General features: G+C 70.9%; 17 protein-coding genes. 11 read left to right on the top strand and 6 right to left on the bottom strand.

Annotated elements, in window-relative coordinates:
* Positions 1-3: 3 nt before the first annotated feature.
* Positions 4-612, bottom strand: a complete 609-nt coding sequence (locus ACTWQA_RS20210; RefSeq protein ID WP_327588808.1) for a TetR/AcrR family transcriptional regulator — start codon at positions 610-612, stop codon at positions 4-6.
* A 218-nt stretch (positions 613-830) separates the two neighbouring features.
* Here ACTWQA_RS20210 and glpX point away from each other — a divergent pair, with 218 nt between their 5' ends.
* Positions 831-1,859: a class II fructose-bisphosphatase gene (glpX, locus tag ACTWQA_RS20205; RefSeq protein ID WP_443160717.1), complete on the top strand. Its 1,029-nt coding sequence runs from the start codon at positions 831-833 to the stop codon at positions 1,857-1,859.
* 65 nt (positions 1,860-1,924) lie between these two features.
* On the opposite strand, the gene ACTWQA_RS20200 is transcribed toward glpX, so the two are convergent.
* Positions 1,925-2,575, bottom strand: coding sequence for a DUF1707 SHOCT-like domain-containing protein (locus ACTWQA_RS20200; RefSeq protein ID WP_305920971.1), 651 nt, complete (start codon positions 2,573-2,575; stop codon positions 1,925-1,927).
* A 115-nt stretch (positions 2,576-2,690) separates the two neighbouring features.
* On the opposite strand from ACTWQA_RS20200, the gene ACTWQA_RS20195 reads away from it, so the two are divergent.
* Together ACTWQA_RS20195 and ACTWQA_RS20190 are read left to right on the top strand one after the other, a co-directional pair.
* Positions 2,691-2,939: a hypothetical protein gene (locus tag ACTWQA_RS20195; protein WP_443160716.1), complete on the top strand. Its 249-nt coding sequence runs from the start codon at positions 2,691-2,693 to the stop codon at positions 2,937-2,939.
* A gap of 57 nt (positions 2,940-2,996) precedes the next feature.
* Positions 2,997-3,686 (top strand): DUF998 domain-containing protein, encoded by a 690-nt coding sequence (locus ACTWQA_RS20190; RefSeq protein WP_443160715.1) that lies wholly within the window; start codon positions 2,997-2,999, stop codon positions 3,684-3,686.
* An 8-nt stretch (positions 3,687-3,694) separates the two neighbouring features.
* Here ACTWQA_RS20190 and ACTWQA_RS20185 read toward each other — a convergent pair whose 3' ends face one another.
* Positions 3,695-4,279: a TetR/AcrR family transcriptional regulator gene (locus ACTWQA_RS20185; RefSeq protein ID WP_443160714.1), complete on the bottom strand. Its 585-nt coding sequence runs from the start codon at positions 4,277-4,279 to the stop codon at positions 3,695-3,697.
* A 94-nt stretch (positions 4,280-4,373) separates the two neighbouring features.
* Here ACTWQA_RS20185 and ACTWQA_RS20180 point away from each other — a divergent pair, with 94 nt between their 5' ends.
* A complete protein-coding gene (locus ACTWQA_RS20180) occupies positions 4,374-5,537 on the top strand; it encodes an MFS transporter (protein ID WP_443160713.1) in 1,164 nt (387 codons plus the stop codon).
* Here the strand turns inward: ACTWQA_RS20180 and pdxR are convergent.
* A complete protein-coding gene (gene pdxR, locus ACTWQA_RS20175) occupies positions 5,534-6,940 on the bottom strand; it encodes a MocR-like pyridoxine biosynthesis transcription factor PdxR (RefSeq protein ID WP_443160712.1) in 1,407 nt (468 codons plus the stop codon). The two genes, ACTWQA_RS20180 and pdxR, sit on opposite strands and share 4 nt — an antisense overlap.
* 68 nt (positions 6,941-7,008) lie before the next feature.
* Between pdxR and ACTWQA_RS20170 the strand changes: the two genes are divergently transcribed.
* Both ACTWQA_RS20170 and ACTWQA_RS20165 read left to right on the top strand, forming a co-directional pair.
* On the top strand, positions 7,009-7,896 hold the full coding sequence (locus tag ACTWQA_RS20170; protein ID WP_443160711.1) for a DMT family transporter: 888 nt from the start codon (positions 7,009-7,011) through the stop codon (positions 7,894-7,896).
* 26 nt (positions 7,897-7,922) lie between these two features.
* Entirely contained in the window at positions 7,923-9,575 is a 1,653-nt protein-coding gene (locus ACTWQA_RS20165; protein ID WP_443160710.1) for a fumarate hydratase, read from the top strand.
* A gap of 110 nt (positions 9,576-9,685) precedes the next feature.
* Here ACTWQA_RS20165 and ACTWQA_RS20160 read toward each other — a convergent pair whose 3' ends face one another.
* The gene (locus ACTWQA_RS20160; protein WP_305920980.1) at positions 9,686-9,880 is read right to left on the bottom strand and encodes a DUF5999 family protein; all 195 of its coding nucleotides are present in this window, start codon (positions 9,878-9,880) and stop codon (positions 9,686-9,688) included.
* 632 nt (positions 9,881-10,512) lie between these two features.
* Between ACTWQA_RS20160 and ACTWQA_RS20155 the strand changes: the two genes are divergently transcribed.
* The 3 genes from ACTWQA_RS20155 to ACTWQA_RS20145 are packed head-to-tail and all read left to right on the top strand — an operon-like array spanning position 10,513 to position 15,311.
* The gene (locus tag ACTWQA_RS20155) at positions 10,513-11,619 is read left to right on the top strand and encodes a serine/threonine-protein kinase (RefSeq protein WP_443160709.1); all 1,107 of its coding nucleotides are present in this window, start codon (positions 10,513-10,515) and stop codon (positions 11,617-11,619) included.
* 35 nt (positions 11,620-11,654) lie between these two features.
* Positions 11,655-13,877 carry a serine/threonine-protein kinase gene (locus ACTWQA_RS20150; RefSeq protein ID WP_443160708.1) on the top strand — a complete coding sequence of 741 codons (2,223 nt, stop codon included), beginning with the start codon at positions 11,655-11,657 and terminating at the stop codon, positions 13,875-13,877.
* A gap of 48 nt (positions 13,878-13,925) precedes the next feature.
* Positions 13,926-15,311 (top strand): class II fumarate hydratase, encoded by a 1,386-nt coding sequence (locus tag ACTWQA_RS20145; protein ID WP_443160707.1) that lies wholly within the window; start codon positions 13,926-13,928, stop codon positions 15,309-15,311.
* 10 nt (positions 15,312-15,321) lie between these two features.
* On the opposite strand, the gene trpD is transcribed toward ACTWQA_RS20145, so the two are convergent.
* Complete coding sequence (gene trpD, locus ACTWQA_RS20140; protein ID WP_443160706.1) at positions 15,322-16,392, bottom strand: anthranilate phosphoribosyltransferase; 1,071 nt, start codon at positions 16,390-16,392, stop codon at positions 15,322-15,324.
* A gap of 240 nt (positions 16,393-16,632) precedes the next feature.
* On the opposite strand from trpD, the gene ACTWQA_RS20135 reads away from it, so the two are divergent.
* Positions 16,633-17,385 carry a 3-hydroxybutyrate dehydrogenase gene (locus ACTWQA_RS20135; RefSeq protein WP_305920985.1) on the top strand — a complete coding sequence of 251 codons (753 nt, stop codon included), beginning with the start codon at positions 16,633-16,635 and terminating at the stop codon, positions 17,383-17,385.
* A complete protein-coding gene (locus ACTWQA_RS20130) occupies positions 17,385-19,298 on the top strand; it encodes a helix-turn-helix domain-containing protein (protein WP_443160705.1) in 1,914 nt (637 codons plus the stop codon). The genes ACTWQA_RS20135 and ACTWQA_RS20130 overlap by 1 nt, the downstream gene beginning before the upstream one ends.
* Positions 19,299-19,311: the final 13 nt, after the last annotated feature.

Raw genomic sequence — 19,311 nt, 5'->3', positions numbered from 1 at the left:
AGGTTACCCGCTGGAAGGGGCGGTCGCGGACGCGGCCGGGCGGATCTGCCCGATGATGGCGAGGACCTCCTCGGCCAAGCCGCGGTCGCCGGTGCGCACCACCTCGGAGACGGCCGCGGCCAGCGCGCCGGTGACCACCACGACCAGCGCGGGCTCGTCCTCGAACAGCGCCGCGTTGCGCTGCGCCCACATGCGCAGCCGGTCGCGCATGACCACCTCGAAGCCGGGCGGGCCGTCGCCGCGCAGGAACAGCGCGGCCAGCTCGCGCTCCTCCATGCAGCCGTCGAGGTAGGCGCGGGCGGCGCTGAGGAACACCCCCATGGGGTCGCTCTCGCCGCCGGCGCGGGCCGCTCTGGCCGCCTGCTTGGTCCGCTGGGTCTGCCTGGCCTGCCACTCCTCGAACAGCGTCAGGTAGAGGTCCGCCTTGCCGGAGAAGTGGTGGTAGAGGCTGCCCACGCTGGCGTCGGCCCTGGCCACCACGTCGGTCACGCCCGCCTCGGCGAAGCCCTTCGAGACGAAGACCTCCCGCGCGGCGGCGAGCAGCGAGGTGCGCGTCGCCGCGCCCCGCTCCGACGTGCGCGGCTGAGCCACCACGTGTTCCACATCGCTCATTCGCCCTCCTCCACGGCGCGGCGCCATGCTCCATGGTGAAGGCATGATCCCTGACGCGCACAGGGTATGGCGCAAAATTCGTTCGCAAGTCGAGCTTACCGATGCTTCTGCGGCTTACCGCAGGCACAGGACTAAGCCGGACCCGGCAGGTTATCCCCCTCTGGGCGGGAAGAGAAGGGCAACTACGATCGAGAGAGTTGTCTGCGAGGAGGCCAATGATGTCCGATTCCGTACCGCCCGCGCTCGCCACGAGCGAGCACGCTCCCGACCGCAACCTGGCGCTGGAGCTCGTCCGCGTCACCGAGGCGGCCGCGATGGCCGCGGCCCGTTGGGTCGGCCGCGGTGACAAGAACGGCGCCGACGGCGCGGCGGTGAACGCCATGCGCCAGCTGATCAGCACGGTCTCGATGAACGGCGTGGTGGTCATCGGCGAGGGCGAGAAGGACCACGCCCCGATGTTGTACAACGGCGAGCGCGTGGGCGACGGCAGCGGCCCGGACTGCGACGTGGCCGTGGATCCCATCGACGGCACCCGGCTGACCGCGCTCGGCATGCCCGACGCCGTGTCGGTGATCGCGGTGAGCGAGCGCGGCTCGATGTACGACCCCTCGGCCGTGTTCTACATGGAGAAGCTGGTCACCGGCCCCGAGGCGGCCGACGTGGTCGACATCGAGGCCCCCGTGTCCGCCAACATCACCGCAGTCGCCAGAGCCAAGCACTGCTCCCCGTCCGACGTGACGGTGGTCGTGCTCGACCGGCCCAGGCACGAACGGCTGGTCAAGGAGATCAGGGAGACGGGCGCGCGCATCAAGTTCATCACCGACGGCGACGTGGCCGGCGCGATCACGGCAGCCCGCGCGGGCACCGGCATCGACCTGATGCTGGGCATCGGCGGCACACCCGAGGGCATCGTGGCCGCGTGCGCGCTCAAGTGTCTGGGCGGGGTGATCCAGGGCAAGCTCTGGCCGCGCGACGACGCCGAGCGCGGCAAGGCTCTCGACGCGGGACACGATCTCAACCAGGTGCTCACCACCAACGACCTGGTCAGCTCCGACGACGTGTTCTTCGCGGCGACGGGCATCACGCACGGCGAGCTCATGCAGGGCGTACGGTTCCGCGCCGGCTCCGCGGTGACGGAGTCGCTGGTGATGCGCGGCCGTTCGGGCACCATCCGCAAGATCGAGAGCGAGCACCAGCTCTGGAAGCTGCGCGCGTACAGCGCGATCAACTTCGACACGGCGGGCTGAGGCCCCAGGGGAGCGGCCGGCGTATGGCGACCGAGCCGCCTCACGGAGTGAGGCCGCGAACACAGTCAGCGGCGACGCTTGCGGCGGGGCGGCTCCTTGACCTTGACGTCGCCGGCGAAGTTGGTGGTGCGGACCTCGACCACGGGCGCGCCCGGCTCGGTCGGCTGTTTGTTCAGCCGGACGGTCTTGCCCTTGGCGACCCTGATCACCTCGAGGTCCTCGGGCACGTGGATCTCCAGCCCGCCGAAGACGAGCGTGGCGTTGATGATGACCCGCCGGTTCTGCAGGATCGCCTCGCGCAGGTCCAGCTTGGTGGTGCCGAACATGGCCGTCACCGTGAGCTCGGCGGGGACGACCCAGCGTCCGCCGCGCTGCTCCTGTTTGAAGATGGCCGACACGGGCCGGCCGTCCAGGTTGAGCGGCTGCTGGTCGGCGGGCAGCAGGTCGCCGGTGAGCTGCGCCAGCTCACCCAGCGTGCGCGCGGAATAGAGCACGCCGAGCCGCTCCTCCAGCTCCTCCAGGGTGAGCCGGCCATCGGCGTGCGCGTCCTGGAGCACCTGCGCGATGCGCTCACGGTCGGCGTCGGAAGCACGTAGCTCGTGCGGCGCCGGCACCTCGCCCGAGGCGGGCAGGCGGCGGGCGGAGACGAACTCCTCGGCCAGCCGCTCTCCGACTTCCTGCAGCTTCGGCAACCAGGATCCCGCGCGTTCGTTCACACATATGACGATATCTGGCGCCCGCACGATTCGCTCGTCCCGGAAGGGCCCACTCCTGACGGATTCGCGCCACCAGCCCGGCGATCTCCTCCGCCAGGTCGTCGTTCACCTCGGCGTGGCGGTTGAGCAGGCGGTACCACATGGCCCCGAAGATGAGGTCCGCGAAGCCCTGGTGCCGCCGATCAGCAGCGTCGGCCAGGGCGCCGAGGCCACGTTGCGGCTGGTGAACGGGCTCGACGGCGTCACCGGGCGCTACTTCGACCAGCAGCGGGAGAGCCGGGCGGACGCGCAGGCGTACGATCTCGAGGCCAGGAAGCGGCTGCGCGAGCGGAGCGACGACCTCATCCGGCGCGCACTCTCATGAAATTTTTGGAATCTCCGCACACACTCTTCCTGTTGATCCAGACAAAGGGAGGTGTGCGTGCATCAACCGGCACGATGGGGACTTGGTGCGGCAGGCGCGGGCGTCGCGGTGATCCTGGGCCTGGAGTTGACGAGCCTCGACGAGGTGAACCCGATCAGGAGGACCATCAGCGAGCACGGCCTCGGCCCTGACGGCTGGATCTTCGGGCTCGCGGTGGGCCTGCTGGCGGCCGGGTCGGTGGCCATCGGGGTGTCGCTGGCACGCAAGAAGCTCGCCGGCGTCTTCGGCACCGTGGCGCTCATGGGGTGGAGCGTGGGGTTGTTCCTGACGGCCTGGTTCGAGAAGCACGACTGGTCGGTCGGGCCGAGCACGAGCGGCAGCATCCATCGCGTGGGCAGCATCATCGCGTTCGTGTGCCTGCCGCTGGCGGCCGTGATCATCGCCCGTCCGTGGCGGCATCGGGAGCGGTCGAAGGCCACGCTCGTGGCGTTCGGGCTCGGGATCTGCTCGGTGTTGTGGGTTGTGTTCATCGGCGCGATGATCCTGATCGCCGCGGAGACCGGGATGGCGTGGTGGCGGGTCATGCCGCTCGGGCTGGTGGAGCGCGGTCTCGCGGTCACGGAGGTCGCCGCGCTGCTCGCCCTGGGGGTGTGGGCCGCGGCCCGGCGATGGGACGGCGACGACGCCGTCCAGAGAGCCGGCGAGGTCGTCACGCCGGTGGGCGGAGCAGGCGTGGCAGGGCGATGAGGCGGTCGTCACGTCGGCGGGCGTAGCAGGGCGATGAGGTCGTCCACGTAGCTTCTGAAGACGGCCGCCATGTCCACCCGGTCCGGGTCGATCAGCCACTGCGTCTGAAGGCCGTCCATCATCGCGATCAGCCGGTCGGCGTGCGCCTCGGCGTCGAGGTCCGAGCGGAACTCGCCGCGCTCCACGCCCCGCCGCAGCGCTGCCGCCATGTCGGCGCGCAGCCGGCGGTAGCGTCGCCTGGCCCACTCGTGGCCGGGGTGGTCCGGCGTCACGGCCTCGCCGCTGATCACGGAGAACAGCTGCACCAGCCCGGGCGCCCGCGCGTTGTGCTCCACCACGCCGACCAGGGCGCGCAGCGCATCGATCCCGCCGGCCGAGGCCAGGTCGACCTTGCGTTGGTCGAGCTCGTCCCGGTAGTCCAGCACCGCGACGAGCAGCCGTTCCTTGCTCTTGAAGTGGTGCAGCAGCCCGGCCTGGGAGAGCTCGACCCGCTCGGCGATGCGGGCGAGCGACGCCCCTCGATAGCCGTTCTCGGCGAACTCCAGGAGCGCGGCGGCCAGGATGCGGTCCCTGCGCGCCTCTCCCCGTTTCACCCCGGCACCTTATCTGGTGCTGGCGTGGCGGCTGGGCGTGCCGCTAACCTGACCCCGCCTCACGTTTGATCTCCCCCCCAATCAGGAGGCCGCCGTGCCGTCCCCGCGTGATCGCCAGGCCCGCCTCGCCACATATGTGGTCTACGCCGTGCAAGGGCTGTCCTTCGCCTCGCTGCTCATCCAGGTCGCCAATCTGCAGGCCAAACACGGGCTCGACGAGGGCACGCTGACGGTGCTGCTGCTGATCGTGCCCGTGTTCGCGGGCGTCGGCAGCGTGGCGGCCGGCGCGTTCGCCGCCCGGTTCGGCAGCAAGCTGCTGCTGCGCATCGCCCAGCCGGTGGTCGCCGCGGCCGTGGTGCTGACCGGGCTCGCGCCGAGCGTGCCACTGCTGGTGCCAGTGCTGCTGGTGTTCGGGGTGGCGGTGGGCGCTGTGGACGCCGGCATGAACATGCAGGGTGTCGCGGTCGAGCGCAGGTACGGCATGCACGTGCTGAACGGCTTCCACTGCATGTGGAGCGTGTTCAGCCTGGCAGGGGCGCTGTGGGCGTCGGTTGCCGCAGGCCTGCCGCTACCGCTCGTCATGGCGATCCCCATGGTCGTCGCCGTGGCCGGCTCGCTCTACGCCGGGCCGAACCTGTGCACCATCGAGGAGGAGAAGGTCGAGAGCACGTCCGTCCAGGCCGAGGGCCGCTTCCCGTGGCGGCCGATTCTCCCGCTCTGCCTGGCCATGGCCTTCCTGTACATCGGCGACGCCGCGGTCTCCAACTTCAACACCCTGTTCATGAAGGACGTCCTGGCGGCGGGACCGCAGGTGATCCCGCTGGCCTACGCGGCGTACCAGGCCACGACGCTGGTCGTCCGGCTCGGCGGCGACGTCGCGGTCAGGAGGTACGGCCCCGCCGCCATCGTCAGGATCGGCGGTGTGATCGCCACGCTCGGCTTCCTGGGTGTCGTGCTGGCCCCGAGCCAGCCGCTCGGCATCGTCGCGTTCGGCCTCACGGGTATGGGGCTGGCGGTGGTCGCGCCGCAGTCGTTCTCGGCGGCGGGCAGGCTCGACCCGGCCGGGACCGGGGTGGCCATCGCCCGGGTGAACCTCTTCAACTACGTCGGCTTCATCGTGGGCGCGGCGCTGGTGGGCGGCATCGCGGACGCCACGGACATGCGGGTGGCGTTCGTCGCGCCGCTGGTGCTGGCCGCCGCCATCATCGCGCTGGCGCCCGGCTTCCAGCCGAAGCAGGCCGCTGACTCCTCGCGCTAAGTGAGGCGTTCTCCCTCGGTCAGCAGTTTCTCCTTGATGCCGCGTACGGCCTCGGCGGCCTTGTGCGCCGGCAACCGCGCGAACCCGACCACGACGGCCGGCGGCCCCGGCGACTCCCGCATGGGCCCCACCGGCTCGGCGGACACGCCGATGGCCTGCGCGATCCGCGCCACCTGGTGCTCGTCCCAGCCGCCCGGCAGCTCCAGGTAGGCGTGCAGGCCCGCCTCGATGCCCTTGACCTGCACCTCGGGCAGGTCCGCCGCCAGCGCCGCGACCAGGGCGTCCCGGCGGCGACGGTATTCCCTGCGCATCCGCCTCAGATGCTTGTCGTAGCCGCCGGTACGCAGGAAGTGGGCCAGCGCGTACTGCTCGATGACGGGCGAGCCCAGGTCCTGCTCCCCCCGCGCCCGCCGGATCGCCTCGGCCAGCTCGGCGGGGGCCGCCACCCAGCCCATGCGCAGCCCGGGGGCGAGTGCCTTGCTGACGCTGCCGGAAAGGACCACCCGTTCGGGCGCCAGGCCCTGCAGGCAGCCGACGGGGTCGCGGTCGAACCGGAACTCGGCGTCGTAGTCGTCCTCCAGGATCACGCGGTTGCCCGCGGCCGCCCACTCCATCAGAGCGGCGCGGCGCGCCGGGGACAGGACCACGCCGGTCGGATACTGGTGCGCCGGCGTGACCAGGACCGCGTCCCCGCTCAGCCGCCGCACGTCCAGGCCCTCCTCGTCCACCGGCACCGGTACCAGGTGCGCGCCCGCCCGCCTGAGCAGCGGGCGCTGACGGTGACTGGTGGGGTCCTCGACGGCCAGGCGCGGCGCGCGGTGCTGGGACAGCACGTGCAGGACCAGGCTGAGCCCCTGGGCCACGCCGCCGACGACGACGAGGTTCTCCGGCCGCACGTCGGCCGCCCGGACCCTCCTGAGGTAGCCGGCCAGTTCCTCGCGCAACTCGGGCACGCCGCCGGGATCGCCGTAGTCGAGGGCATCGGACGGCACGGTGGCCAGAACGTGCCGCACCGCCGCCAGCCAGCGCTCCCTGGGGAAATGGCCGAGGTCGGGAGAAGTGGGGCGGTGTCCGTAGAAAGGGCTGGCCGTGGCGCGGCGCACCGGCTTGGCCCGCATTGGCGCGGCCCGGGGCGGCCTGCGGGTGGTCACCGTGGAGTTCTTGGGGGTGACCTGGGTGCCGACGCCCACCCTGGAGACCAGGAATCCCTCGGCGACGAGCTGCTCGTACGCCTCCACCACCACGCCTCTGGAGACCTGGAGGTCGGTGGCGAGGTCGCGGGTGGCGGGCAGCCGGGTCCCCGGGGCCAGCCGGCCGCCGCGGATGGAGTCGCGCAGCTCGGACGCGATCTGCCCAGCTATGCCCCCCTTATCGCGATTTATCTGGATATGAAGGTCAGCCATATTGGTCCTGTCTTTCGGCCGGACATTGGACTGTTTGTGCGAACCATTGTCTACCTAGCATCCTTCACATGAGAAACGGCATACTGGGCGCCGCCTCGGCCATGTTCCTGGTAGGGACACTGGCCGGGGTGTCGGGGCTCGTCGGCGCATACCCCCTATACGGCGGACAGGCCGTCCGGTATCTCGTCGCAGCGGTCATCCTGCTCCTCATAACGGGGGCTCTCGGCCTCCGGTTCGTCCGGCTGACGCTCAGGGAGAGCCTCTGCCTCGGCGGACTCACCCTGCTCGGCCTGGTGTTCTTCAACGTCTGTGTGATCGAGTCCACGCGTTCTTCGGGCCCGGCGCTGGTCGGGACCATCCTCGGCACCGTTCCGCTGTGGCTGGCGCTGGCCGGCGGGCGTCCCGCACCCCGGCTGCTGATCGGGGCGAGCGTGGTGGTGGCCGGGGCGACGCTGGCCACAGGACTCGGCACGGGCAACCTGCCCGGGCTGCTGTGGGCGCTCGGCGCGCTCGTGGGCGAGGTGAGCTTCTCCGTGCTCGCCATCCCACTGCTGCCGAAGCTGGGGGCGATCAGGCTGTCGGCGTACTCGACGGCGCTGTCGGTGCCCATGCTGGTGGCGGTCGGGCTGCTCACCGAGGGCGCCGCGATGTTCAGGACGCCCACGGCGGCGGAGGCGCTCGGATTCGCCTATCTGGCCGTCGTCATCACGGTGCTGGCCTTCTTCCTCTGGTACACCGCGCTTCCCAAGCTCGGTCCGGGCCTGGCCGGGCTGTTCGCCGGGCTCATCCCGGTGGGCGCGATCTCCACGGGGGTGATCCTGGGAATCGCCACGCCGTCCACGTACGACCTGCTCGGGGCGGGACTGGTGATCGCGGGCATCGTCGTGGGCCTCACCGCCGGTCGATCGCTGGCGAAGGCCCCGGTCGCAGCACGAAGGGAGAGAGCGAGCGCGTAATCTCTAGGCAACGCGAAAGGATGGACATGGGCGAGTTCGACTACACCGACCTGCTGCCGCTGGGAGCCGATGAGACCGAATATCGGCTGATCACGACGGAGGGGGTGCGGAAGGTCGAGGCGGCTGGGCGTACGTTCCTCGAGGTCGAGCCGGAGGCGTTGCGGCTGCTCACCGAGACGGCCGTCCACGACATCTCCCACTACCTGCGGGCCTCCCACCTCGCCCAGCTCCGGAAGATCGTCGATGACCCCGAGTCCAGCGGCAACGACCGCTTCGTCGCGCTCGACCTGCTGAAGAACGCCTCCATCTCGGCCGGCGGCGTCCTGCCGATGTGCCAGGACACCGGCACCGCGATCGTCATGGGCAAGCGCGGCCGCCACGTGCTGACCGACGGGCGCGACGCCGAGCACATCACACACGGCGTGTACGACGCCTACACCCGGCTCAATCTCCGCTACTCGCAGATGGCGCCGCTCACCATGTGGGAGGAGAAGAACACCGGCAACAACCTGCCGGCCCAGATCGAGCTCTACGCCGAGGACCCGCACGGCCATCCGGACGAATACAAGCTGCTGTTCATGGCCAAGGGCGGCGGCTCGGCCAACAAGTCGTTCCTTTACCAGGAGACCAAGGCCGTGCTCAACGAGAAGCGCATGATGGCCTTCCTGGAGGAGAAGATCCGCTCGCTCGGCACCGCGGCCTGCCCGCCCTACCATCTGGCGGTCGTCGTGGGCGGCACCTCCGCCGAGTACGCGCTCAAGACCGCCAAATACGCCAGCGCCCGCTACCTCGACTCGATCCCCACCGAAGGGTCGCCGTCCGGGCACGGATTCCGCGACCTGGAGATGGAGGCGAAGGTCTTCGAGCTGACGCAGAAGCTGGGCATCGGGGCGCAGTTCGGCGGGAAATACTTCTGCCACGACGTCCGCGTCATCCGCCTGCCGAGGCACGGGGCATCCTGCCCGGTGGCCATCGCCGTGTCGTGCTCTGCCGACCGCCAGGCGCTGGCGAAGATCACGCCGGAGGGCGTGTTCCTGGAGCAGCTGGAGACCGACCCGGCGCGCTTCCTGCCGGAGACGACCGACGAGCACCTGTCCGACGGTGTCGTCCAGGTTGACCTCAATCGGCCGATGCCGGAGATCCTCGCCGAGCTGACGAAATATCCGGTCAAGACCCGGCTGTCGCTGACCGGCCCTCTCGTGGTCGCCCGCGACATCGCCCACGCGAAGATCGCAGAGCTGCTGGACAACGGCGGCGAGATGCCGCAATACCTGAAGGACCACGCCGTCTACTACGCGGGACCGGCCAAGACGCCGTCGGGCTACGCCTCCGGCTCGTTCGGGCCCACGACTGCCGGCCGGATGGACTCGTACGTCGAGCGCTTCCAGGCGGCGGGCGGCTCGATGGTGATGCTGGCCAAAGGCAACAGGTCCAAGCAGGTCACGGAGGCCTGCCAGAAGTACGGCGGTTTCTACCTGGGCTCCATCGGCGGTCCGGCGGCCAGGCTGGCGCAGGACTGCATCAAGAAGGTGGAGGTGCTCGAATATCCCGAACTGGGCATGGAAGCGGTCTGGAAGATCGAGGTGGTGGACTTCCCGGCGTTCATCGTCGTCGACGACAAGGGCGAAGACTTCTTCACCGATCGCACGGGACCGGTCCTGACGATCGGGCGTCGCTGAGCGGGTGCCTGCCGACGCCGAAGGGTGCCGGGTGTTTCGCGCCGCTCGGCACCGGCGTCGGGTGAGTTAGGAGTCGGGTGAGCTAGGGGGTCTGGCGAGCCAGGGGTTGGTCAGGCGGCCAGTTGCAGGGGCGCCCGGTGCGGTGCCACGACGGTGCCGTCGGGCAGCAGCAGACCAGTGTCCTCGAACAGCACGACACCGTTGCACAACAGGCTCCAGCCCTGGTCGGGGTGGGCCGAGATCACGTGCGACGCCTCACGATCGGGCGCCTCGGCACTGGGGCAAGGGGGGTAGTGACTGCACATCGCGCACCTCTCAGCTTGCGCTGCGGATTCCGGGTCTTCAAAAGGGGAGCTTGCGCCCCGACGGCGTGCGAAGGTCCAGTGCGGCTCCGGTCGGCTTCTTCGGCCGGCGGCGAACCTGTGTCTGGCGCATCTTCATCACGTCCCTCAACGGTCTGCGGTTAGTTGTCGAGCTCCGGATTCACTCCCAGTGTGACGATCGGCACTGACACTTTCGGCCGTCTCTGGGAGATCGCCTTCTCTCATGGCTTAACCATGCCCCCGCCCCCTTACGACACCCTTACAACTCGCTGACGGCTCTCTTGAGTTCCTGTCAGCGGGCCTTCCCCGTACATGAAAGTCCCCTACAAGGCATCATGCATCTTTGCGCGCCACCGGTGTGTGCCGCTCGACACACCCACCGTGAGCTGGGATAACGCGCAGCAACTGATCGGGCTCACCGGCGGGGACCGCCGGTGAGCCCGATCCGCCGTCACGCTCGCCGTCCACGATCACGATCGCAGCGGGGAGTGAACATCGCGCCGCACTCCGTGCGATTGCTGACGGGGCGAGTCAGACCGGTTGACTTAAGTTCGCAACAATTTATCGGCCGCGCCTCTACTGGTCGGTTTACACAAATAGGTAAGCTGCCAGGCATGCGTGCGCCCTCCGGTTACCTACTCGCGGCGCGCTATCGGCTCATGGAGCCTGTCGGGCGCGGCGGCATGGGCACCGTTTGGCGGGCACACGACGAGCTGCTCAACCGCCACGTGGCGGTCAAGGAGGTGCGGCTGCCCACCGTGCTCGACGAGGAGCTGCGTGCCGAGCTGTGCGCTCGCACCGAGCGCGAGGGCAGGGCGACCGCGATGGTCGCGCACCCATCGGTCATCACCGTCTTCGACGTGGTCACCGAGGACGACCGTCCGTGGATCGTGATGGAGCTGCTCAGGGCCAAGTCACTGGAGCAGCTCATCCAGGAGGAGGGCGCGCTCGATCCGCGCAGGGTCGCCGAGATCGGCAGGCAGATCCTCGGCGCGCTGCGGGCCGTGCACGCCAAGGGGATCTTGCATCGCGACGTCAAGCCGAGCAACGTGCTGGTGACCGAGGACCGGGCGGTGCTCACCGACTTCGGCCTGGCCGCACTCGAAGGTGACGTTTCCATCACCCAGGCGGGGATCGTCCTGGGGTCCGCGGGATACATCGCCCCGGAGCGGGTGCTCGGCTCGAAGGCCAGCCCGGCCGGTGATCTGTGGTCGCTCGGCGCGACGCTCTACACCGCCGTCGAGGGCAGGGGCCTGCACGGCCGCCGCACGGCCGCCGCCGCGCTCGCGGCGCTCACCAGTGGCGAGCCCATCCCGATGACCAAGGCGGGGCCGCTCGCTCCCGTGCTTGACGCGCTGCTCAGGATCGACCCGCAGACCAGGCTCGATTCCGTACGCGCTTCGCTCATGCTGGCCAGGGTGGCCGCCGGCGGCTCGGCCGAGGAGCCGCTGACGCCGCGCAAACCCCCACGTTCTGGACCTGGGATCACACCGCCGTCTTTCACACGCAGGCCCGCGCATCGCGGGCTGCACCGGGCCGACGTCATGACGACGATGACCGTTCCCGTGCCGCGGCAGGAGCGTAAACCCGGCGAGGGCCTGCACAGGAAGCGTGTTGAACCACGGCCCACACCGTCCGCTTATGCCCGTTTCAAGGCGACGGTGATAAAGTTGTGCCTTCCTCGGCGGTTCTGGCCAAGAGAACTTCGCAAGCGAGGGTAAAGCACTTCCCAAGCGAGAATCGATATCTTCTTCTCATGCCGGAACAGCAGACACGCCTGCTCGCGGAGCGCTACGAGCTCATAGCCCCGCTCGGTCGGGGAACCATGGGCACCGTGTGGCGAGCCCGCGACCGCGCGCTCGGGCGCGAGGTGGCGGTCAAGGAAATCCGCCAGGACCCGGGACTCACCGAGGAACAGCGGTCCGAGCTGCGCGAACGTATGGTGCGTGAAGGCCGCATCGCCTCGCGGATCAACCACCCCTCCGTCGCGTCCATTCACGACGTGCTGATCCAGGACAACAGCCCGTGGATCATCATGGAGCTCATCGAGGCCCGCTCGCTGGAGCAGGTCATCGAGGAGGAGGGGCCACTGCCGCCCCGGCTCGTGGCCGAGATCGGCGTCGACCTGCTCGGCGCGCTGCGTGCCGCGCACGCCCAGGGCATCACGCACCGCGACGTCAAGCCGGGCAACGTGCTCATCACCGAGAGCGGCCGTGTGGTGCTGACCGACTTCGGGATCGCCAAGGCCGAGGGCGACTCACGGCTGACGAAGACAGGCATGGTGATCGGCTCACCCGGCTACACGGCCCCGGAACGCGCCAGAGGTGAATACACCGGGCCCGAGTCGGACATCTGGTCGCTCGGGGCGACGCTGTACTTCGCGGTGGAGGGGCGGCCGGCGTATGAGCGGTCCACGATCGCGGAGACGCTGGCGGCGCTCCTCACCGAGAGCGCCGATCCGCCCACGCAGGCGGGGCAGCTGCGGCCCGTGCTGAACGGGCTGCTCAACAAGGACTATCGGCAGCGGCTCCACGCTGCCAAGGCGGAGACCTTGCTGCGCATGGTCGCCGACACCCCGACGAGCGAGATGCCGGTGCTGACGGCCGAGGCTCTCATGGCGCAGGAGGCTGCTTTGCCCGATCCGTTCGCCGCCCCGAAGCCTCCTGCCGGCCAGGCCCCCGCCGGGCCGGGCGGGCCGGGCGCCCACGGCGGCCCTGGCGCCCAGGGCGGTCCCGGCGCGCAGGGTGGCCCTGGCATGCAGCGTGGCCCTGGCGTGCAGCGTGGCCCTGGCGTGCAGGGGCGCCCGGCAGGCCCAGGAGCCCAAGCACCTGGCGGCCCCGGCGTCGGCGGTCCTGGACACGGGCCGATCGGCCCCGGCATGCATGGCCCCGCCGGTCGTGGCGCGCCCGCCAGGCCCGGCGCAGGCGCTCCCGGACACGGCCCCGCAGGCCGCGGAGGCCCGGGCAGGCCAGGCGCAGTCGACGCCGGAGTGCCGCACGCCGGCAGCCCCGGTGCTGGCGAAACCGGCGCGGGTGGCCCGGGTGGACCCGGCGCAGGCAGGCCAGGCGCAAGCGGACCCGGCGCAGGCGGCGCCGGACTGCCGCACGCCGGCAGGCCCGGTGCGGGCGGACCCGGTGCGGGCGGACCCGGTGCGGGCGGACCCGGTGCGGGCGGACCCGGTGCGGGCGGACCCGGTGGACCCGGTGTGGGTCGCCTGGGCGGCGTTGGATCGGTGGGCAGTGGGCCTGGCGGGCCGGGGCCGCAGCCTGTGTCCGGGCCTCAGGTGCCCGGGGGCGGGCGAGGGCCGGCGTCGGGACCTCAGGGGCCGATGCGCGGCCAGAACGCGCCCACCGTGCCGCAGAGCACCTGCCACCCACATGGCCAGCAGCCGGTAGCGCAGGGTCCCGGCTCGCAGGCCGGTGGGCCAAGGGCGCAGAGCGGCGGCCCAGGGGCACAGACCCCCGGGCCGGGGGCACAGGCCGGCGGCCCGGCAGCGGAGGCGCGTGGAGCCGGGGCGGCGGGCAGTGGGCCTCAGGCGGCGTCCCCCGAGACGGCGTACGATCCCGAGCGGACGGTGAGCATCGCGCGTCCCAAGGGCACGTTCCCGACGGCGCCGCAGCAGGGGCAGCCGCCGAAGCCGCCCGGCGACGAGGGCTCCGTCTCCACCATGCGCATCCAGACACCGCACAGCGGTTCGCCTGGCCAGCAGGTCTACCCGCTGCCCGCGCCCCCGGCGGGGCAGCAGCAGCAGGCGCCCCAGCAGCCCGCGAGGCCGCAGAACCCGCAGCAGGCGGCGCCCCAGCAGGGCCCGCAGGGACCGCATCAGGGCAAGGGCCTGGGGACGGACCTGTTCGCCATCGCCGGGCAGGAGGAGCAGCAGCCCGCGGGCAACCGTAACGGCATGCTGGTGCTCATGGCGGTGGCCGCCGCGGCCGCCGTGGTGATCGCCGTGCTCATCGTCGCGCTCTTCTCCGCCTGAGCACGGCACCCCCGCAGCCGTCGGGGACCGTGCGTAAGACTGGGAGGCATGAGCGAGTTCAGGATCGAGCATGACTCGATGGGCGAGGTTCGCGTGCCCGCAGGTGCGAGGTGGCGCGCCCAGACCCAGCGGGCAGTGGAGAATTTCCCGATTTCCGGACGACCCCTGGAGCCGTCCCACATCGCCGCGCTGGGCCTGATCAAGGCGGTCGCCGCCGAGGTCAACGGCGAGCTGGGCGTGATCGACAAGGACTTGGCCGAGGCGATCGCGCAGGCGGCCGCCGACGTCGCCGAGAACGAGCACGACGACCATTTCCCGATCGACGTCTTCCAGACCGGCTCGGGCACCTCGTCCAACATGAACGCCAACGAGGTGATCGCATCGTTGGCCGAGGAGCGGCTGGGCCGCCCCGTGCACCCGAACGACCATGTGAACGCCTCCCAGTCGTCCAACGACGTCTTTCCGACCTCGATCCACGTGGCGGCCGCGACCGAGGTGACGTACCACCTGCTGCCCTCGCTCCAGCACCTGGCGACGGCGCTGCGGCAGAAGGCGATCGAGTTCGACGGAGTGGTGAAGTCGGGGCGCACCCACCTGATGGACGCGACCCCGGTGACGCTGGGCCAGGAGTTCGGCGGTTACGCCACACAGATCGACCACGCTGTCGCACGAGTGTCCGCCGCCCTTGAGCGCGTGCTGGAGCTGCCTCTGGGCGGCACCGCCGTGGGCACCGGCATCAACACCCCGCCCGGATTCGCCCAGGCGGCCATCGCCAAGTTGCGTGAGGCGACCAGCATTCCGTTCATCGAGGCCAGGGACCATTTCGAGGCCCAGAGCGCGCAGGACTCCATTGTGGAGTTGTCGGGGCAGCTCAAGGTGGTGGCGGTGTCGCTCACCAAGATCGCCAACGACCTCCGCTGGATGGGCTCGGGGCCGCGAGCCGGGCTGGGCGAGATCAACCTGCCCGACCTGCAGCCCGGATCCTCGATCATGCCCGGCAAGGTCAACCCGGTGATCCCCGAGGCCACGACCATGGTCGCGGCCCAGGTGATCGGCAACGACGCGGCGATCACGTTCGCCGGCGCGTCGGGCAACTTTGAGCTGAACGTGCAGTTGCCGGTCATCGCGCGCAACATCCTGGAGTCGATCAGGCTGCTGGCCAACGTCTCGCGCCTGCTCGCCGACCGCTGCGTCACGGGCATCACGGCGAACACGCACCGCCTGCGCGAGTACGCCGAGTCGTCCCCCTCGATCGTCACACCGCTGAACAAGTACGTCGGCTACGAGGAGGCCGCCAGGATCGCCAAGCAGGCGCTCGCGGAACGCAAGACCATCCGCGAGGTCGTCATCGAGCGCGGCCACGTGGCCGACGGCACCTTGACCGAGGACCAGCTCGACGCCGCGCTCGACGTCCTGTCGATGACCAGACCTTAAGGATCCGGACCTAATGATCAGACGCTGACGCGAGCGCCCGCGTGGCGTGCCCCCAGCGGGTGAGCAGGGACAGGGCGGCACCGGAGTCCACGGCGTCGGCGGCCCGCTTGTAGGCGCCGGCCAGGGCGGGCGTGAGCTCGTCCGCGGGCGGCGTGCCCTCGGCGGCCACGACGGCGGCGGCCGCGTTCAGCAGGACCACGTCCCGCACCGGACCCCGCTCGCCCATCAGGACGGCCCGCGCCACGGCGGCGTTGTGCTTGGCGTCGTCGCCGCGCAGGTCGTCGGGGTGGGCCCGCGGGATGGACAGCTCGGCGGGGTCGAAGGCGATCCGCGTCACGGTGCCGCGGCGTACCAGCCAGATCGTCGAGGGTCCGCAGGTGGTCAGCTCGTCGAGCCCGTCGTCACCGCGGAAGACGAGTGAGGAGCCGCCACGCTGGGCCAGGACGCCCGCGATGACGGGAGCCATCGCCGGGTGGTAGACGCCGACCGCCTGCGCCGGCGGGAGTGCGGGGTTGGTGAGCGGGGCCAGGAAGTTGAAGACCGTGGGGACGCCCAGCTCGCGGCGCGGCCCCGCGGTGCGCCGCATCGCCGGGTTGAACGCGGGCGCGAAGCAGAACGTGATGCCGATCTTGTCGGCGACCTCGACCACCGCGGCGGGCGGCAGATCGATGACCACGCCCAGTTCCTCCAGCACGTCGGCGGCGCCGGCTTTGGACGAGGCCGCCCGGCCGCCGTGCTTGGCCACTTTCACGCCCGCGGCGGCGGCCACGATGGCGGCCATGGTGGAGATGTTCACGGTGTTGGCGCGGTCGCCGCCGGTGCCGACGAGGTCGACGGGATCACCGGGGATCCGGATCGCCGCCGACCTGGATAGCAGGCCGTCGGCCAGCCCGGACACCTCCTCCACGCTCTCGCCCTTGGCACGCAGGGCGATGACGAACGCGGCGATCTGGGCGTTCGTGGCCTCCCCCGAGATGATCTGCTCCATGGCCCAGGCGGCCTGGCGCGCGGTGAGGGACGTGCCGTCGAGGAGCAAGGCGAACAGTTCGGGCCAGGTGGTGGGAGTGGTGGTGCTGGTCACGAGGAGCGCCCCTTTCTTCAGAGCTCGACGGGGGCGCGTGTGGAGATGCCGACGGCCGCCTCGTCGAGGCGGCCGTGTGCGTATGCGCTGCGAGGTCCGCCTAGGAGGCGGGCCACCACTGCTGCGCATACGCGATCATGTGTCCAAAGATAGCAGACCCGTTGATCCACATAGCAGGGCACCGATCTATGTCGTCGGCACCCATGCGTCCCGGCGCGGCGAGCGCCTAGGGTGCGGGGTATGGCGAAGGAGCTGACTGGGCGGACCGCGCTGGTGACGGGGGCGGGGAGCGGTATCGGGGCGGCCTGCGCCCGCCGGCTGGCCGCGGCCGGGGCCAGGGTGCTGGTCCTCGACCTGCGGGCCGAGCCCGCCGAGAAGGTGGCCGCCGAGGTGGGCGGCACGGCCGTGGTGGCCGATCTGAGCGATTCGGGGTTCGTGGCCGCGCTGCCGGACGAGCCCATCGATATCGTGGTGAACAACGCCGGGTTCCAGCACGTCGCGCCGATCGAGGAGTTCCCGCCCGAGGTGTTCGCCACGATGCTGCGTGTCATGGTGGAGGCGCCGTTCCTGATCGCGCGACGGGTGTTGCCCGGCATGTACGCCAGAGGCTGGGGGAGGTTCGTGAACATCTCGTCGGTGCACGGGTTGCGGGCCTCGCCGTTCAAGTCGGCGTACACGACGGCCAAACACGCGCTGGAGGGGTTTTCCAAGGTCGTGGCGCTCGAAGGGGCGCCCCATGGGGTGACCTCGACCTGCGTGTGCCCCGCCTACGTGCGGACCGGGCTGGTCGAGGCGCAGATCGCCGACCAGGCCAGGGTGCACGGCATCGAGCCTGACGAGGTCGTCGAGGACATCATGCTGCAGCCCGCCGCGATCAAGCGGCTGATCGAGCCGGAAGAGGTGGCCGAGCTGGTCGCCTATCTGTGCGGGCCGAGCGGCGCGTTCATCACCGGCGTTTCGCTGCCGGTGGACGGTGGTTGGACGGCGCGGTAGTGAGCACCCGGTTTCTCGAGCTCCTGGCCAGGGAGGCGTCGGCGGTCGAGTTCGAGGGGCCGATCATCGAGGCCAGGGCGCGAGGTGCGGACCCGGCCGCGATCGAGGAGCTGGAGCAGGCCAAGGTCGCCGCGCTGAAGGTGCGGGCGCTGCTCAAGCGGCGGGCCAGGCGCGAGGCGGAGCTGTCGGCCCTGTACGACACCGCCGGCGACCTGGCGGCGCTGCGTGACCTGGACGCCGTGCTGGAGGCCATCGTGCACCGGGCCAGGCAGCTGCTGGCCACGGATATCGCTTACATGACGCTGCACGACCCCGAGCAGGGCGACACGTACATGCGGGTCACGGACGGGTCGATCTCGGCCAAGTTCCGTGCGTTGCGGCTGGCCATGGGTGCGGGGCTGGGCGGGCTGGTGGCGCAGACGGCGACACCGTACTCGACGGCCGACTATTTCGCCGACGCCCGCTTCCGGCACAAGGACCACATCGACGAGGCCGTCAAGGAGGAGGGCCTGGTCGCGATCCTGGGCGTGCCGCTGCGGCTGGGCAAGCGGGTGATCGGCGTGCTGATGGCGGCCAACCGCAGCGCCAGGCCGTTCCACCAGGAGGAGGTGTCGCTGCTGGCCAGCCTGGCCGCGCACGCCGCCGTCGCGATCGACAACGCCAGGCTGCTGCAGGAGACCAGGAACGCGCTGGAGGAGCTGTCCCAGGCGCACCGGACGGCCAGGGAGCACGGCGAGGCGGTGGAGCGGGCGGCGCTGGCCCATGATCGGATGACCTCGCTGGTGCTGCGCGGCGGCGGGATCGAGGACGTGGCCGCCGTGGTGACCGACGTGCTCGGCGGCTCTCTCGCCGTGCTGGACGACCTGGGGCGGGCGATCACGGGTGACGTCGGGGAGCTCGACTCCGGGGTGTTCGAGGCGGCGCAGGCGTCCAGGGCGCTGGGGCGCACCGTGCGCAGAGGCGATCTGCTGATCGCGTCCGTGGACGTCGGCGGGGAGCCGTTGTGCACGCTCATCCTGCGCAGCGACGACGCCGATGAGCGCATCCTGGAGCGGGCGGCGCTGGTGTGCGCGCTGCTGCTGCTGTTCAGGAGAAGCGTGGCCGAGGCCGAGGGGCGGGTCAGGGGCGAGCTGCTGGACGACCTGATCGCGCGGCCCGACTCCCCTGGCCTGGCCGACCGGGCACGCAGGCTCGGGGTCGATCTGGGGGCACCGCACGTCGTGGTGGTGGTCAAGCACGGCGGGCAGCGGGAACGGGCCGCGTTCTGGGCGTCGTCGCAGGCCACGCAGCGGCACGGGCTGGCCGCCGGGCGCGGGGACGAGGTGGTGCTGCTGGTCCCCGGCGACCACGCGGGCTCCGTCGCACAGCGGGTGGCCGCTGAGCTGAGCGCGTCGCTGCACAGCCCGGCCACGGCCGGGGCCTGCGGTGTGCGTGGCGGCGCCGGGCAGCTGCGTGGGGGCACAGCGGACCTGCGGGGCGGCACAGGGGACGTGGCCGCGGCTTACCTGGAGGCACGGCGGTGCGCCGAGGCGCTGATCGCGCTGGGCCGGGCCGGGGACGGGGCGAGCGCGGCCGAGCTGGGCTTCGTCGGGCTGCTCGTCGGTGACGGCCGCGATGTGCACGGGTTCGTGGACCGGGTGCTCGGCGCCGTGATCGACTACGACACGCGCCGGGGCACCGCGCTGGCCGACACGCTGAGCGCGTACTTCGGCACGGGCGGCTCGCCGTCCCGTACGGCCGAGGTCATGCACATTCACGTCAACACCGTCACGCAGCGGCTCGACCGGATCGGAAAGCTGCTCGGCGACGGCTGGCTGGAGCCGGAGCGCGCGCTGGAGATCCAGCTGGCGCTGCGCTTGCACCGGCTCGGCCACACATCCACACCGCAGACTGTGGGCCCGGACTCCATATGAGTGATGCCGGTCA

Origin of the sequence: Nonomuraea sp. 10N515B, from assembly GCF_052245915.1 — a bacterium.
Classification (GTDB): domain Bacteria; phylum Actinomycetota; class Actinomycetes; order Streptosporangiales; family Streptosporangiaceae; genus Nonomuraea.
The sequence above is the reverse complement of the archived record's forward strand: the minus strand, read 5'-3'. Positions and strand labels throughout refer to the sequence as shown.

Bases quoted from the DNA above. Each gene is read 5' to 3' on its own strand.
- ACTWQA_RS20155 (WP_443160709.1), top strand. From the start codon at position 10,513: ATGCGTGCGCCCTCCGGTTACCTACTCGCGGCGCGCTATCGGCTCATG.
- glpX (WP_443160717.1), top strand. From the start codon at position 831: ATGTCCGATTCCGTACCGCCCGCGCTCGCCACGAGCGAGCACGCTCCC.
- ACTWQA_RS20165 (WP_443160710.1), top strand. From the start codon at position 7,923: ATGGGCGAGTTCGACTACACCGACCTGCTGCCGCTGGGAGCCGATGAG.
- ACTWQA_RS20150 (WP_443160708.1), top strand. From the start codon at position 11,655: ATGCCGGAACAGCAGACACGCCTGCTCGCGGAGCGCTACGAGCTCATA.
- pdxR (WP_443160712.1), bottom strand. From the start codon at position 6,940: ATGGCTGACCTTCATATCCAGATAAATCGCGATAAGGGGGGCATAGCT.
- ACTWQA_RS20145 (WP_443160707.1), top strand. From the start codon at position 13,926: ATGAGCGAGTTCAGGATCGAGCATGACTCGATGGGCGAGGTTCGCGTG.
- ACTWQA_RS20135 (WP_305920985.1), top strand. From the start codon at position 16,633: ATGGCGAAGGAGCTGACTGGGCGGACCGCGCTGGTGACGGGGGCGGGG.
- ACTWQA_RS20170 (WP_443160711.1), top strand. From the start codon at position 7,009: ATGAGAAACGGCATACTGGGCGCCGCCTCGGCCATGTTCCTGGTAGGG.
- ACTWQA_RS20210 (WP_327588808.1), bottom strand. From the start codon at position 612: ATGAGCGATGTGGAACACGTGGTGGCTCAGCCGCGCACGTCGGAGCGG.
- ACTWQA_RS20160 (WP_305920980.1), bottom strand. From the start codon at position 9,880: ATGTGCAGTCACTACCCCCCTTGCCCCAGTGCCGAGGCGCCCGATCGT.